We start from the raw sequence: 14,604 nt of genomic DNA on the forward strand, positions 1-14,604 counted from the left end.
AAGATATAACGAAATTAGTAGGAGGCATCCCAATGGCTGGACGTCATACTTTTAGTGAAGCATTAGAGAAGCTGCATCGAGATTTGCTCAACATGGGAGCCCTTGTAGAAGAGGCTATTCATCTTTCGGTTAAATCCTTAGCCACTCGCGATCTAGCCCTAGCTGAGCAAGTCATCCGCGATGATGATGAGATTGACAACTTAAATTTATCCATTGAAAGAGATTGTTTTAGACTGATCGCTCTTCAACAGCCGATGGCCAGTGATCTTCGCCGGATCGGCACGGTTCTTAAGGTCGTAACGGATCTTGAACGAATGGCTGATAATGCCGTTACCATCGCAAAGGCTACTATCCGTTTAAAAGAAGAAACTTATGTTAAACAACTTATTGACATCCCCAAGATGGCTACCCTTGCTGAAGCGATGGTCAGAGAGGCCCTTAACGCTTACATCAATCTAGACACCGAAAAAGCTTACCAGGTTGGTCGCAACGATGATGAAGTCGATGCCCTGTATAAGCATATCCATAATGAGTTGCTGGAGTTAATGAAGAAAAATCCCGATACGGTCCATCAGGCAACGCAGTTCCTTTTTGTTGCCCATAGCTTAGAGCGTATTGCTGACCATGCTACCAACTTAGGTGAATGGGTTATCTATCTAGTCACCGGAAAAATTGAGGAAATTAACGATTGAAAAAGAAAAAACCTTCGCCAACTATGGGGCAGAAGGTTTTTTTAGGTTCCTTACGTGGGCTGTAAGCCTATCATCAAGTCATTCATTAAACGGATCCGCTTGTTGATCGTATCGATTACATCTTCAATCTCACAGGTTTCGACCGCAGACAAGGTCGATTGCTGCAGTTGCTGTCTAAGAAGCCTTCTTCTGTCTTCAAGCTCCTTAATACTGTAAATCTCTTCAATCTCTCTCGTCATCTCTGTTATCACTTGTTACACCACTCCTAATAATATGTACTCGTTAAGATCGATGTTTGCAAGTAGTTTTTGTAAGATTATTATAGCGTTCAATGGAAAACCAGAAAAGAGCGATTGATCGACACTAATCAACAATTTCTACGATAATCTTTCTTTCACTAATTGTACAAGCTGGGAGATTTCTCTCCTATGAATGGTACGGAAATCCAATAAATACTCTTCTTTCGAGATTCTTCCGACAATGGCTGGGTTACCGAGTCGAAGCTTCCGCTCCAAGATATGAGCCGGATAGTCAGCATGTCGAAGGACGGCAACCACCGATGGAAGTAGCACCCCAGGAAGGCTTCCTCCTCCTACCTCGGTTTGTTCAGGGCGGATCTCCATCTCGAGAGATGGATGAGCAAGAGCGTTTTTAAACGCTTCTGCTTTCCTTTGGACCTCTTCCACAGGCATGAGCATGTCCCTGAGGGCAGGGATTTTCTGTGCTGCTTGAGCTGGATCGAGGTATAGCCTTAGAGTCGCTTCTAGAGCGGCAAGAGTGACTTTATCCACGCGAAGTACGCGAGCCAACTGGTTTTTCTTCAAGCGATCGATCCACTTCTTTTTCCCTGCAATAACCCCGACTTGCGGGCCTCCTAAGAGCTTGTCCCCACTAAAGGTAACAAGATCTGCTCCTTGCTCAATACTTTCTTGGATTACAGGTTCATCCCCGATTCCATATTTCCGCAGATCGTACAGTACACCACTTCCCAAATCCTCGTAGACAGGAACCCCGTGTTGTTTACCTAGCTCTACTAACTCAGGTAAGGTCACACTTTTGATAAAGCCGCTTATCATAAAGTTAGAGGTATGCACCTTCAGCAATAGCGCGGTCTGCTCATTCATCGCTTGTTCATAATCACGAAGATGCGTCTTATTGGTGGTCCCTACCTCTTGTAGGATCGCACCACTTTCTTTCATGATCTCAGAAACTCGAAAAGAGCCCCCAATCTCTACTAGCTGACCTCGTGATACAATCACTTCCTTATCACGCGCCAGCTCTCGAAGGACAAGAAATACGGCAGCAGCATTGTTATTGACGACCATCGCAGCCTCAGCACCCGTGAGTCTGCGGATTAACTCCTCCACATGATCATGTCGGGATCCTCTTTTACCCTCTTCAATTCGATACTCTAAATTACTATATCCAATGGCTACTTCAGTCATCTGGCGTATCGCTTCTTCGGCCAGAACCGCTCTTCCTAAATTTGTGTGGAGAATGACGCCCGTACCATTGATCACAGGTTGTAAATTTTGTTCCTGGGTTTGCTTGATTTTATTTTTAATCTTTTCTAATACTATGGAGTAGGATACCTCGGAGATCTGCTGACCTAGTATCTGTTTCCGGAATTCATCGATGGTCTCCTTGACCATTTGATTAAAGAGTCCCTCTGGGATCTGATGCTCTGTAATCCATTCCATTACCAGGGGATCATGTGTAAAATGATGTACAGCAGGAATCTCTCGAAGGAGTTGCTTTTGCTCAGCCTGCATAAGTAAATACCTCCTTTCAGGAAGGTGAAATGATGCATATTCTTTTTTTTACACCTTATTTTAACCAACCACGAGGCAATGCGACAACCTCGAAACGTATCGTTCATTTTTTGCAGAAAAACGCGATTCAAACCTCCGTTTTTCCATATGCCGAGAAAGATCCCTGGCATCTTCCTAAAGCCGACGTCGTTCATATTTTACATGCTACACGATTCGCTGCATGGGCAAAGGAAAATGACTTCCATATTAACAAACCGTATGTCGTAACCATGGGCGGAACGGATATCAATCATGATCTGCAAGATTCGATGGCTGACGACGTCTTTCATCTATTGGATCAAGCCCAGTTTATCACCGTGTTTACGCAAGATGCCTTGGAGAAGGTAGAGCAGCTTTATCCTCACTGGCAGCATAAGACTTCAATTATTCCCCAAGCAGCTTGGATCTCTTGGGAAGTAAACGAAAGCGTGGACTATGACTTTCCCCGAATCCTTCTTCCTGCAGGTCTTCGTCCCGTAAAAGATGTATTGCATGTGCTCGCAGCCATGGAAGTACTCGTAAGCCAGTTTCCCTTGCTTACCTATACCATCCTTGGGGCCAATCTAGATGAAGGAGTACATCAACAAGTCCTAGCGGAATGTCTAACACGCCCTTGGATGCGCTATGCCGGGGTGGTTCCGTTTGAAGTGATGACAGGCTGGTATAACCAAGCCAATATTGTAATCAACACTTCGATTTCGGAAGGGCAATCCTTAGCCATTATGGAAGCTATGGCCATGGGCAGACCCGTTATCGCCAGAAGAAATGCAGCAAACGAAAGCCTCATTGAACATGGTGCTACCGGCTGGTTATATGAATCCTGTGAAGACTTCATCGAGAGGGTAACCTTCATCATGAAGCATCCCATGGAACGCGCTCGAGTGGTTCAGCAGGCCCGGCAGAGCATGAGTGAGCGGTTTTCTCCTTTGAAGGAGGCTCAAGCTTATATTCACTTATATGAGAAGGCAAAACGATAGAGGAGCAGGAGGCATTAGGTCTCCTGCTCTTCTCATTTGTGGTTAGCCGACGATCTTTAGGCAGCCCACGTGCTCATCCGTGACTCTCCCAATAATACCTGCCGCATCGATACCAGCCGCTCGCAACGCCTCTAGGCAAGCCTGAGCTTCTGCCTCTGGCAGACTTACCATAAGGCCTCCTGAAGTCACTGCATCGCAAAGCAGGAACTGTTCCGATTCGCTTAATTCTCCATAGTCCACACAGTCATTTATCCATTTATGATTCGCTTTCGTTCCTCCAGGAACGATGCCTTGCTCTGCAAGCTCATAGGCTCTTGGCAGAACAGGAACCTGATCCTTATCGATGACCATGCCTACTCCACTTCCAGAAGCCATTTCCTTTGCATGTCCGAGTAAGCCAAAGCCCGTTATATCCGTGCAGGCATGGATAGAATAATTCATAAAGACTTCTGCTGCCTTTTTATTCAGCTCAGCCATCACTTCGGTAACCCTTTGAATCTCTTCTTCATTCAGCAGGTCTCGCTTGATGGCTGTTGTTAAGATTCCTACACCGATTGGCTTAGTCAGTATAAGGGCATCTCCGGGCTTCGCACCATGGTTTGTCCAGACGCGATCCGGTCTTACGATTCCGGTAACCGCCATTCCAAACTTCGGTTCTTGGTCATCAATAGAGTGACCTCCGACAATAAGCGCACCGGCTTCTTGAACTTTCTCACCGGCTCCTCTAAGAATATCAGCAAGGATGGATGGATCCAGCTTCTTTATCGGAAAGCCTACAATATTTAAGACGGTAAGCGGCTTTCCACCCATGGCATACACATCGCTCAACGCATTCGCTGCCGCTATTTGACCAAACATGCGAGGATTATCTACAATAGGGGTAAAATAATCAACAGTCTGAACGAGTGCAATCTCATCCGTTAATTTATATACTCCAGCATCGTCGGGAACATCCAATCCAACCAATAGATTGGGATCCACTTCAGCAGAGGTAGGTAAATGGCGCAATACTTGCGCCAGGTCTTCAGGACCTATTTTGCAGCCTCAGCCCGCTTTGCTAGACAGAGACGTTAGTTTAACTTGAGTTTGTTCTGACATATCACGACCTCCTTATTATCTAAAAGATATCCTTTATCTTATCTTACATGAAAACAGGAACCTAATCCAATTCAGGAGATGCTCAACATGAAAGAAATCGATATTAACCAAGCCATTCATATTCAGAACCCCGTCTTTATCGATGTAAGATCACCGGGGGAATATGAAGAATCTCATATCCCAGGCGCGATCAACATCCCACTATTCAACGATGAAGAACGAGCCCAAGTGGGGACCACCTATAAGATAAAAGGCCAGGATCCAGCTAAATGGTTAGGCATGGAGTTGGTATCCCCTAAGATCCCGGATCTTATGAAAGAAATACGGCAAGCCACTACAGCTGGTCAGAATCCCATCATTTACTGCTGGAGAGGGGGCATGAGGAGCAAGTCGGTTGCCACCTTTGCTGAGATGTCAGGACTGCCCGTACAGCGTCTCACCGGTGGATTCAAGCAGTACCGCCAATGGATTCTTGATCATTTGAATGAAAGCTTATTACCCGAACGATTCATCGTCCTTCATGGCATGACTGGCGTAGGAAAAACGTTAGTCCTTGAACAGCTGAAGGATAGGGGCTTCCCCGTTCTTGACTTAGAGAAGTGTGCAGGACACCGCGGCTCCGTGTTTGGAGGTATCGGTACACCGGTCCATAACCAGAAAACCTTTGAAGCCCTCTTATATCATCAGCTTGTCAACCTAAAAGGCCTTCCATTCGTCTTTATGGAAGCCGAAAGTCGGCGTATTGGAAAAGCCGTGCAGCCTGAGTTCCTGCTGGAGGCTAAAGCAGGAGGCATACATATCGTATTAGAAACGACCGTTCAAATTAGAGCTGAGCGTATTTATCAAGAATATGTAGAACCTTACCTAACCCACGAGCAGTTTAATGCACGGGTGATGGAAGCTATCACACCCATCCTCAAACGATTTTTACCTAAGGTCAAGGATGAACTTATCGAATACATCGAACAAGAACAGTATAAAGAGTTGATTGTCCTCTTGTTGGATCATTATTATGATCCAAGGTACCAACATAAACTAGAAGAATATGATGGTCCATTTTATCATGTGAGAATAGATTCAGTGGAAGAAGCTGTCGACCACATCGTTAAGATTACTCAGCAGCATCAGGAGGGGCAAAAACCGGTGATCCACTCCTAATACCCAAAACAAAAGGCTTCTCCCAACCAAGTTGAGAGAAGCCTTTTATATTTATAGACTAAGCAAGGATTTTAGCAACAACGCCAGCGCCTACAGTACGTCCGCCTTCACGGATAGCGAAGCGAGTTCCTTCTTCCATAGCAATTGTGCTGATTAGTTCAACGTCAAAAGTAACGTTGTCACCAGGCATAACCATTTCTACGCCTTCAGCTAACTTGATGATTCCAGTTACGTCAGTTGTACGGAAGTAGAACTGTGGACGATAGTTAGCGAAGAATGGAGTGTGACGTCCACCTTCTTCTTTAGACAAGATGTAAACTTCAGCAGTGAACGTGTTGTGAGGCTTAACAGAACCTGGCTTAGCCAAACATTGTCCACGCTCGATATCTTCACGAGTTACCCCACGAAGAAGAGCTCCGATGTTGTCTCCAGCTTGAGCTTGGTCAAGAAGCTTACGGAACATTTCAACACCAGTTACAGTTGTTTGCTTAGGCTCTTCAGTCAAACCGATGATTTGAACTACGTCACCCACTTTAACGATTCCACGCTCAACACGACCAGTAGCAACAGTTCCACGACCTGTGATAGAGAATACGTCCTCTACAGGCATTAAGAAAGGCTTGTCAACGTCGCGCTCAGGAGTTGGGATGTAAGAGTCAACAGCTTCCATTAATTCATGGATCTTTTGAGCCCACTCACCAGTAGGATTTTCAAGAGCTTCTTTAGCAGAACCCTTAACAACTGGAGTGTCATCACCAGGGAACTCATACTCAGAAAGAAGATCACGGATTTCCATTTCAACCAACTCAAGAAGCTCTTCATCGTCAACCATGTCGCACTTGTTCATGAATACTACGATGTAAGGAACCCCTACTTGGCGAGAAAGAAGGATGTGCTCACGAGTTTGTGGCATAGGACCGTCAGCAGCAGATACTACTAAGATCGCTCCGTCCATTTGTGCAGCACCAGTGATCATGTTCTTAACATAGTCAGCGTGTCCAGGGCAGTCAACATGAGCATAGTGACGGTTAGCAGTCTCATACTCAACGTGAGCTGTAGAGATTGTGATTCCACGCTCTCTTTCTTCAGGAGCAGCGTCAATGCTACCATAATCCATAGCTGTAGCTCCACCAGTTTGAGCCAATACAGTTGTGATTGCAGCAGTCAAAGTCGTTTTACCGTGGTCAACGTGACCGATAGTACCGATATTTACGTGTGGCTTATTACGTTCGAATTTAGCTTTTCCCATGAGTTTAGCCTCCTTAAACTATAACGTCTTTCAACGTGTTTTGTTAGTAAGTATAGAATTTATATAAGGAAAGGTATAAAACGGGTGTAGACCCAAAAGCTATTTTATACCTTTCTTCTTAATAAGGGAAGTCCTAATCTATTAAGATTTTATGAACGAGGATATTATCCTTTGTTCTTCTTAATGATTTCTTCAGAAACGGACTTAGGAACTTCTTCGTAGTGATCGAAAGTCATGGTGTAGTTACCGCGACCTTGTGTACGGGAACGCAAGTTCGTTGCGTAACCGAACATTTCGGATAGAGGAACGAAACCACGGATTACTTGTGCACCAGCACGAGATTCCATACCTTCGATACGTCCACGACGGGAGCTGATATCTCCCATGATGTCTCCCATGTACTCTTCAGGAACAACAACTTCAACTTTCATCATTGGCTCAAGAAGAACAGGTTTACACTTCTTACCGGCTTCTTTAAGTGCTAGAGACCCAGCTACTTTAAACGCCATTTCAGAAGAGTCAACATCGTGATAGCTTCCGTCAACGATCGTAGCACGCACGTCAAGTAGTGGATATCCAGCAAGAACACCATTCTTCATGGATTCTTCGATACCAGCTTGAACAGCAGGAATGTATTCTCTTGGAACAACCCCACCCACGATTTTGTTAACGAATTCGAATCCTGCACCAGCTTCAAGCGGCTCGAACTCCACCCAAACGTGACCAAACTGTCCACGTCCACCGGACTGACGTACGAACTTACCTTCAACCTTAGCAGATCCACGGAAGGTTTCTTTGTAAGCAACCTGTGGAGCACCTACGTTAGCTTCTACTTTAAACTCACGCTTCATACGGTCAACGATGATGTCAAGGTGAAGCTCACCCATACCAGAGATAATCGTTTGGCCAGTTTCCTCGTCAGTGAAAGTCTTGAACGTAGGATCTTCTTCAGAAAGCTTCATCAGAGCGATACCCATCTTGTCTTGGTCAGCCTTAGTCTTAGGCTCGATCGCAACAGAGATAACCGGATCTGGGAACTCCATGGACTCAAGAATAACAGGATTCTTCTCATCACATAAAGTGTCGCCAGTCGTCGTATCTTTTAAACCTACTGCAGCTGCAATATCTCCAGCGTAAACTACAGGAATTTCTTCACGGTGATTAGCATGCATCTGAAGAATACGTCCAACACGCTCACGCTTGCCTTTAGTAGAATTCAATACATAAGAACCAGAGCTTAAAGTTCCGGAATATACACGGAAGAACGTTAGCTTACCTACATAAGGGTCAGTCATGATCTTAAACGCAAGTGCGGAGAAAGGACCATTGTCATCAGACTCACGAACTACTTCGTCTTCAGAATCAGGTAGAACACCTTTAATTGCAGGTACATCTAAAGGAGATGGCAAGTAATCGATAACAGCATCAAGCATAGGCTGAACACCCTTGTTCTTGTAAGAAGATCCGCAAAGAACTGGAATGATTTCAACATTACAAGTTGCACGACGAAGAACAGTCTTAATCTCTTCTTCAGTCGGCTCGATACCTTCCATATACTTCTCCATTAACGCTTCATCTAATTCAGAAACTCTCTCGATGAGGTTAGTACGCCACTCATCAGCTAGATCCTTCAAATCTTCAGGAATCTCACGAGCTTCAGAAGTAGTTCCTAAGTCGTCTGTATAGATGATTGCTTTCATCGTTACTAGGTCAATCATACCTAGGAACGTGTCTTCAGCACCAATTGGTAGCATGATTGGAACAGCATTAGCCTTTAAACGATCACGCATTTGGTGAACAGCAGACAAGAAGTCCGCTCCAATGATGTCCATTTTGTTTACATAAGCGATACGTGGTACGCCATACTTATCAGCTTGGCGCCAAACGGTTTCGGATTGAGGCTCAACGCCACCTTTAGCGCAGAATACGCCTACCGCTCCGTCAAGTACACGAAGAGAACGTTCTACTTCAACTGTGAAGTCTACGTGTCCAGGTGTATCGATGATGTTAACTCGATGACCTTTCCACTGAGCTGTTGTAGCAGCGGATGTAATGGTGATTCCGCGCTCTTGCTCTTGCTCCATCCAGTCCATCGTAGCTCCACCTTCGTGAACTTCCCCGATCTTATGAACGCGGCCAGTATAGAAAAGGATACGCTCAGTCGTGGTGGTTTTACCAGCATCGATGTGTGCCATGATCCCGATATTACGAGTCTTTAACAAGGGAAATTCGCGACCCATGATTTTGACTCCTTTCAAGTATATAGAGTATGTAACGGAAAAGCTTGTCAGCTTTCCCATTACGATTGTACACCCAAATGCAGTATCTTATCCAGATGCTGCATACTATGGGGATGTGTTGTTTTTGTTAACTTTTCATTGCTAGCTTACGCTAGGCAACGATCTTACACCCATCGGTCGGGTATAATCTACTGCCAGCCAAAGCTGGGCAGTAATCTTACACTCATCGGCCGAGTATAATCCTTTGCCATCATAATGATGGCAAAGATCTTACCAACGATAGTGAGCAAACGCTTTGTTAGCTTCAGCCATCTTGTGAGTGTCTTCGCGCTTCTTAACAGAAGCACCAGCGTTGTTAGCTGCATCCAAGATCTCAGCAGCTAGGCGCTCTTGCATCGTCTTCTCTCCGCGGTTACGGGAATATTGAACCAACCAACGAAGTCCAAGAGCTGTACGTCTTTCAGGTCTAACTTCCACAGGAACTTGGTAGTTAGCTCCCCCAACACGACGAGCACGAACTTCAAGTACAGGCATGATGTTCTTCATAGCTTCTTCGAATACTTCAAGAGGCTCACGACCAGTGCGCTCCTTGATTACATCAAATGCACCATAAAGAATTCCTTGTGCGGTTCCTTTCTTTCCGTCAACCATCATACGGTTAACAAGACGAGTAACTAGCTTGCTATTGTAAATTGGATCTGGCAGTACGTCTCTACGAGTAACCGGACCTTTACGTGGCATGCTATTTCCCTCCTTTATCCAGTAAATTCTTCTTAAATAGCTTGTTTGAACGTTCTAAATTGATTATTTCTTAGCTGGCTTAGGACGCTTCGCGCCATAGCGAGAACGAGCTTGCTTACGGTTAGCAACCCCAGCAGTATCCAATGCACCACGGATGATTTTGTAACGTACACCCGGAAGATCCTTAACACGGCCTCCACGAACAAGAACAACACTGTGCTCTTGAAGGTTATGTCCGATACCAGGGATGTAAGCAGTAACCTCAATCCCGTTGGTTAAGCGCACACGAGCATATTTACGAAGAGCGGAGTTAGGCTTCTTTGGAGTCATAGTACCTACACGAGTGCAAACTCCACGCTTTTGCGGAGAAGCTAAATCGTTGTGCTCCTTCTTCATGCTGTTGTAGCTCTTCAATAGAGCAGGAGCCTTGGATTTTACCTCTTTTCTTTCGCGACCTTTGCGTACTAACTGATTAATTGTTGGCATTTGTCGCACCTCCTTCAAAAAAGTTTAAACGGCTTTCTTTAAGTCCACAGATCCAGGTGAATCATATATGAGCAAAGTAAAAGTTTTTGTACACATCTCACAGCACCTATGGCGGTGCTGTGAGAGGGTGTAGCAAAAACTGAAAAGTACTTACTCATTTATCAAAATCGCGGCTGTTGCGGCTCCGACTTCAATCCCACAAGCTTTACCAAGCTGCCTCATGGAATCCACTACTTCTACCGGCACTTCCTTCTCTCTGCAGAGCTGTAGGATCTTACCGGTTACCTTCGGATCCGCGTCCTTGGCGACAAAGACTTCCTTCACCATACCTTGCTCAACGGCTTTTAACGTTTGTTTCATGCCAATGATCAATTGAGTAGCCTGTTTGACTTTATCATAAGACATCCTACATCCTCCAAAGCACAGGGTTACTTGGCACACTAAGAGATAATACCATCTTCGGAAAAGGAAGTCAACACTGATTATTCAACTGTTACAATTTCTTTTGTATCAGGGTCTACTGCCAATGCATCTTCATTTTCGTCTTGATCGTTCACTAAGCGTGTGTTGCGATATCTTGACATCCCTGTACCAGCAGGAATCAACTTACCGATAATAACATTTTCCTTCAGACCAAGCAAGCGGTCAACTTTACCTTTTATGGCAGCATCCGTTAACACGCGAGTGGTTTCCTGGAACGACGCCGCAGATAGGAAGGATTCGGTCTCAAGAGAGGCCTTGGTAATACCAAGCAATACCGGTCTAGCAACAGCCGGTTCCCCACCATGCGCGAATACCTTGCGGTTCGCATCCTCATACTCATGGATATCCACATAGGAACCAGGAAGCAGATCCGTCGTTCCGCTATCAATGATTCGGATTTTGCGAAGCATCTGGCGAATCATGACCTCTACGTGCTTATCGTTAATTTCTACCCCTTGCATACGGTATACCTTCTGTACCTCTTGCAAGATATAGTACTGCACACCGCGAAGACCTTTGATACGAAGCATTTCCTTCGGATCGATAGAACCCTCGGTTAATTCATCCCCCGCTTGAAGCTTGGCGCCTGGAGCCACCTTTAGACGAGATCCGAATGGGATCTGATAGGTCTTGGACTCCGCATGACCCTTCACTTCGATTTCACGGCGGTCTTTAGTATCACGAATATCAATTATTTCTCCGTCAAACTCCGTAATGGTCGCTTGACCTTTCGGATTACGGGCCTCGAACAATTCCTGAATACGCGGCAAACCTTGCGTAATATCGTCTCCAGCAACCCCTCCGGTGTGGAACGTACGCATCGTTAACTGTGTACCTGGCTCCCCGATAGACTGAGCGGCAATAATACCTACTGCTTCCCCGATTTCTACGTCTTGCCCCGTCGCCAAGTTACGGCCGTAGCATCGTTTACATACCCCATGTTGGGTACGGCAAGTCAATACTGTACGGATATGCACAGACTCCAAGCCTAGCTGATTCGCTAACATGTCAGCGATATCCTCGGTAATCAATTCATTTTTGCGAATAATGACTTCACCCGTTTCCGGATGACGCACCGTAGCAAAAGAAATACGTCCATTAATACGATCGTAAAGATCTTCGATCTTGTTCTTACCATCCACGATTGGAGATACTTTTAGACCTTTATCCGTTCCACAATCAATCTCGCGGACGATAACGTCTTGGGCAACGTCAACCAAACGACGAGTTAAGTAACCGGAGTCGGCCGTACGAAGCGCGGTATCCGCCAAACCTTTACGTGCACCGTGAGTCGAGATAAAGTACTCCAATACCGTCAGACCTTCACGGAAATTGGACTTGATTGGCAACTCGATAATTCGACCAGACGGGTTCGCCATCAATCCACGCATCCCAGCAAGCTGAGTGATCTGAGAAACGTTACCACGGGCACCGGAGTTCGCCATCATGTAGATGGAGTTAAACTTATCCAATGAACCCATTAGCACTTCGGTTACCTCATCCTTCGCTTTACTCCATACGCTAATGACACGGTCATATCTTTCTTCTTCGGTAATTAAACCACGACGGTATTGATGAAGAATGGTTTGGACTCTTTCTTCTGCTGCCCCAATAATCCGCTTCTTTTCTTCAGGTGTCTTAATGTCTGCTACTGCAACCGTTAGTCCAGCCTTCGTAGAATAGGTAAATCCAAGATCCTTCACGCGGTCAAGCATGACCGTTGTTTGTGTGGTTCCAAAACGGCTGAACACTTCTCCGATGATAGTTCCTAAGAAACCTTTTTTAACAGCATCCTGCTCTTTAGCCAAGTTATTATCGATGAATTCTCTGACACTAACGCCTTTGTCAAAGATAAAGTAGCGATCTGGAGTACCTACTTTCAGGTTCCCTTTTGTCGGTTCATTGATAAACGGCATATCAGGAGGGAAAATCTCGTTAAAGATGATTTTACCTGTTGTGGTAACAATCAGCGCTTGCTCCTGTTGTGGCGTAAAGGACGTTTTCCCTAGCGTTCGTGCTGGAATAGCTATACGAGCATGCAAAGAAATCAATCCGTTTTGGTAAGCATGAATTGCAGCATTCGGAGAATGGTAAATCTGCGATTCTCCCCTTGCCCCTACTCTTTCCGTCGTTAAATAATAACTTCCCAAAACCATATCCTGAGAAGGAGTTACGACAGGCTTACCATCCTTCGGGTTCAAAATGTTATGAGCAGCTAACATGAGAAGACGAGCTTCCGCTTGCGCTTCGGCAGAAAGCGGTACGTGAACCGCCATTTGGTCTCCGTCAAAGTCAGCGTTATAGGCCGTACAAACGAGTGGGTGAAGACGAATCGCACGTCCTTCTACCAAGATCGGCTCAAACGCCTGGATCCCCAGTCTGTGCAAGGTCGGGGCACGGTTCAGTAGAACCGGATGTTCCTTAATGACCTCTTCGAGAACGTCCCAAATCTCTGGGTGAACCCGCTCAACCTTACGCTTCGCACTCTTGATGTTATGAGCAAGACCTTTGCTTACTAATTCTTTCATCACAAAAGGCTTAAATAGCTCGAGCGCCATTTCCTTCGGCAATCCGCACTGATACATTCTTAGGTTCGGCCCTACTACGATAACGGAACGACCGGAATAGTCAACACGCTTCCCTAATAGGTTTTGACGGAAACGCCCTTGCTTTCCTTTAAGCATATGGCTTAAAGACTTTAACGGACGGTTTCCTGGTCCTGTAACGGGTCTTCCTCGGCGACCGTTATCAATCAATGCATCAACGGCTTCTTGCAGCATCCGCTTTTCATTCTGAACAATGATATCCGGTGCTCCTAGGTCAAGAAGACGCTTGAGACGATTGTTACGGTTAATAACGCGACGATATAAGTCGTTCAAGTCGGAAGTCGCAAAGCGACCACCATCCAACTGAACCATCGGACGAAGCTCAGGAGGAATGACCGGAAGAACGTCAAGTACCATCCACTCTGGCTTATTGCCAGAAGCGCGGAAAGACTCAAGAACTTCTAATCTCTTAATGATTCTGGATCTACGCTGGCCTTGAGCTGAGTTCAGCTCTTCTTTTAATTGCTCTACGTCTTTATCTAAGTCGATCTGTGCCAATAGTCTCTTAATGGACTCCGCACCCATTCCGGCAACGAAAGAATTGCCATACTTCTCCCGATAGTTTCGCAGTTCCTTCTCAGAAAGAAGTTGCTTGCGGTCTAGTGGAGTATCACCTGGATCGATCACGACATAAGACGCAAAATAAATGACTTCCTCAAGCGAACGAGGCGACATGTCTAAGACAAGACCCATCCGGCTAGGGATTCCTTTGAAGTACCAGATATGAGAGACCGGAGCGGCCAGCTCAATATGAGCCATCCGCTCGCGGCGTACTTTTGCACGAGTTACTTCTACGCCACAACGATCACAAACAACGCCCTTATAGCGGACGCGCTTATACTTCCCGCAGTGACATTCCCAATCTTTTGTCGGCCCGAAAATCTTCTCACAGAAAAGACCTTCTTTTTCCGGCTTTAACGTTCTATAGTTAATGGTTTCTGGCTTCTTCACCTCTCCAAAAGACCAGGATCTGATTTTTTCAGGCGAAGCCAAACCAATTTTCATAAACTCAAAATTGTTCACATCTAACAAGGGGCATACCTCCCATGACCGGTTTTCAACC

General features: G+C 45.6%; 12 protein-coding genes. 3 read left to right on the top strand and 9 right to left on the bottom strand.

All coding sequences use genetic code 11. The annotated features are described in order from the left end of the window. Positions 1–32 precede the first annotated feature (32 nt). Positions 33–692, top strand: coding sequence for a phosphate signaling complex protein PhoU (phoU, locus tag EIZ58_RS17245; RefSeq protein WP_134702133.1), 660 nt, complete (start codon positions 33–35; stop codon positions 690–692). Positions 693–742: 50 nt separating this feature from the next. On the opposite strand, the gene EIZ58_RS17250 is transcribed toward phoU, so the two are convergent. Together EIZ58_RS17250 and selA are read right to left on the bottom strand one after the other, a co-directional pair. Beyond that, the gene (locus EIZ58_RS17250) at positions 743–943 is read right to left on the bottom strand and encodes a hypothetical protein (RefSeq protein ID WP_134702134.1); all 201 of its coding nucleotides are present in this window, start codon (positions 941–943) and stop codon (positions 743–745) included. Between the two features lie 126 nt (positions 944–1,069). Then, the gene (gene selA / locus EIZ58_RS17255) at positions 1,070–2,464 is read right to left on the bottom strand and encodes an L-seryl-tRNA(Sec) selenium transferase (protein WP_134702135.1); all 1,395 of its coding nucleotides are present in this window, start codon (positions 2,462–2,464) and stop codon (positions 1,070–1,072) included. A 32-nt stretch (positions 2,465–2,496) separates the two neighbouring features. Between selA and EIZ58_RS17260 the strand changes: the two genes are divergently transcribed. Further along, the gene (locus tag EIZ58_RS17260; protein WP_167577776.1) at positions 2,497–3,480 is read left to right on the top strand and encodes a glycosyltransferase; all 984 of its coding nucleotides are present in this window, start codon (positions 2,497–2,499) and stop codon (positions 3,478–3,480) included. A 42-nt stretch (positions 3,481–3,522) separates the two neighbouring features. Here EIZ58_RS17260 and selD read toward each other — a convergent pair whose 3' ends face one another. After that, on the bottom strand, positions 3,523–4,578 hold the full coding sequence (selD, locus tag EIZ58_RS17265) for a selenide, water dikinase SelD (RefSeq protein ID WP_134702137.1): 1,056 nt from the start codon (positions 4,576–4,578) through the stop codon (positions 3,523–3,525). 87 nt (positions 4,579–4,665) lie between these two features. On the opposite strand from selD, the gene mnmH reads away from it, so the two are divergent. Then, complete coding sequence (gene mnmH, locus EIZ58_RS17270; RefSeq protein WP_134702138.1) at positions 4,666–5,736, top strand: tRNA 2-selenouridine(34) synthase MnmH; 1,071 nt, start codon at positions 4,666–4,668, stop codon at positions 5,734–5,736. A 58-nt stretch (positions 5,737–5,794) separates the two neighbouring features. Here mnmH and tuf read toward each other — a convergent pair whose 3' ends face one another. From tuf to rpoC, 6 genes are all read right to left on the bottom strand, one after another. Next, positions 5,795–6,985 (bottom strand): elongation factor Tu, encoded by a 1,191-nt coding sequence (tuf, locus tag EIZ58_RS17275; RefSeq protein WP_134702139.1) that lies wholly within the window; start codon positions 6,983–6,985, stop codon positions 5,795–5,797. A 164-nt stretch (positions 6,986–7,149) separates the two neighbouring features. Then, positions 7,150–9,225, bottom strand: coding sequence for an elongation factor G (gene fusA, locus EIZ58_RS17280; RefSeq protein WP_134702140.1), 2,076 nt, complete (start codon positions 9,223–9,225; stop codon positions 7,150–7,152). 270 nt (positions 9,226–9,495) lie between these two features. After that, entirely contained in the window at positions 9,496–9,966 is a 471-nt protein-coding gene (gene rpsG, locus EIZ58_RS17285) for a 30S ribosomal protein S7 (protein WP_134702141.1), read from the bottom strand. 63 nt (positions 9,967–10,029) lie between these two features. Beyond that, on the bottom strand, positions 10,030–10,452 hold the full coding sequence (gene rpsL, locus EIZ58_RS17290; RefSeq protein ID WP_134702142.1) for a 30S ribosomal protein S12: 423 nt from the start codon (positions 10,450–10,452) through the stop codon (positions 10,030–10,032). A gap of 150 nt (positions 10,453–10,602) precedes the next feature. Continuing rightward, positions 10,603–10,857 carry a 50S ribosomal protein L7ae-like protein gene (locus EIZ58_RS17295; RefSeq protein ID WP_134702143.1) on the bottom strand — a complete coding sequence of 85 codons (255 nt, stop codon included), beginning with the start codon at positions 10,855–10,857 and terminating at the stop codon, positions 10,603–10,605. 77 nt (positions 10,858–10,934) lie between these two features. Continuing rightward, positions 10,935–14,573 carry a DNA-directed RNA polymerase subunit beta' gene (gene rpoC, locus EIZ58_RS17300; RefSeq protein ID WP_134702144.1) on the bottom strand — a complete coding sequence of 1,213 codons (3,639 nt, stop codon included), beginning with the start codon at positions 14,571–14,573 and terminating at the stop codon, positions 10,935–10,937. Positions 14,574–14,604 lie beyond the last annotated feature (31 nt).

The sequence above is a fragment of the Ammoniphilus sp. YIM 78166 genome (assembly GCF_004522215.1).
Taxonomy (GTDB): Bacteria; Bacillota; Bacilli; order Aneurinibacillales; family RAOX-1; genus YIM-78166.

What these genes read in the sequence shown, in the direction of transcription:
- phoU (WP_134702133.1), top strand. Translation starts at nt 33, where the DNA reads ATGGCTGGACGTCATACTTTTAGTGAAGCATTAGAGAAGCTGCATCGA.
- selA (WP_134702135.1), bottom strand. Translation starts at nt 2,464, where the DNA reads ATGCAGGCTGAGCAAAAGCAACTCCTTCGAGAGATTCCTGCTGTACAT.
- EIZ58_RS17260 (WP_167577776.1), top strand. Translation starts at nt 2,497, where the DNA reads ATGCATATTCTTTTTTTTACACCTTATTTTAACCAACCACGAGGCAAT.
- mnmH (WP_134702138.1), top strand. Translation starts at nt 4,666, where the DNA reads ATGAAAGAAATCGATATTAACCAAGCCATTCATATTCAGAACCCCGTC.
- tuf (WP_134702139.1), bottom strand. Translation starts at nt 6,985, where the DNA reads ATGGGAAAAGCTAAATTCGAACGTAATAAGCCACACGTAAATATCGGT.
- fusA (WP_134702140.1), bottom strand. Translation starts at nt 9,225, where the DNA reads ATGGGTCGCGAATTTCCCTTGTTAAAGACTCGTAATATCGGGATCATG.
- rpsG (WP_134702141.1), bottom strand. Translation starts at nt 9,966, where the DNA reads ATGCCACGTAAAGGTCCGGTTACTCGTAGAGACGTACTGCCAGATCCA.
- rpsL (WP_134702142.1), bottom strand. Translation starts at nt 10,452, where the DNA reads ATGCCAACAATTAATCAGTTAGTACGCAAAGGTCGCGAAAGAAAAGAG.
- EIZ58_RS17295 (WP_134702143.1), bottom strand. Translation starts at nt 10,857, where the DNA reads ATGTCTTATGATAAAGTCAAACAGGCTACTCAATTGATCATTGGCATG.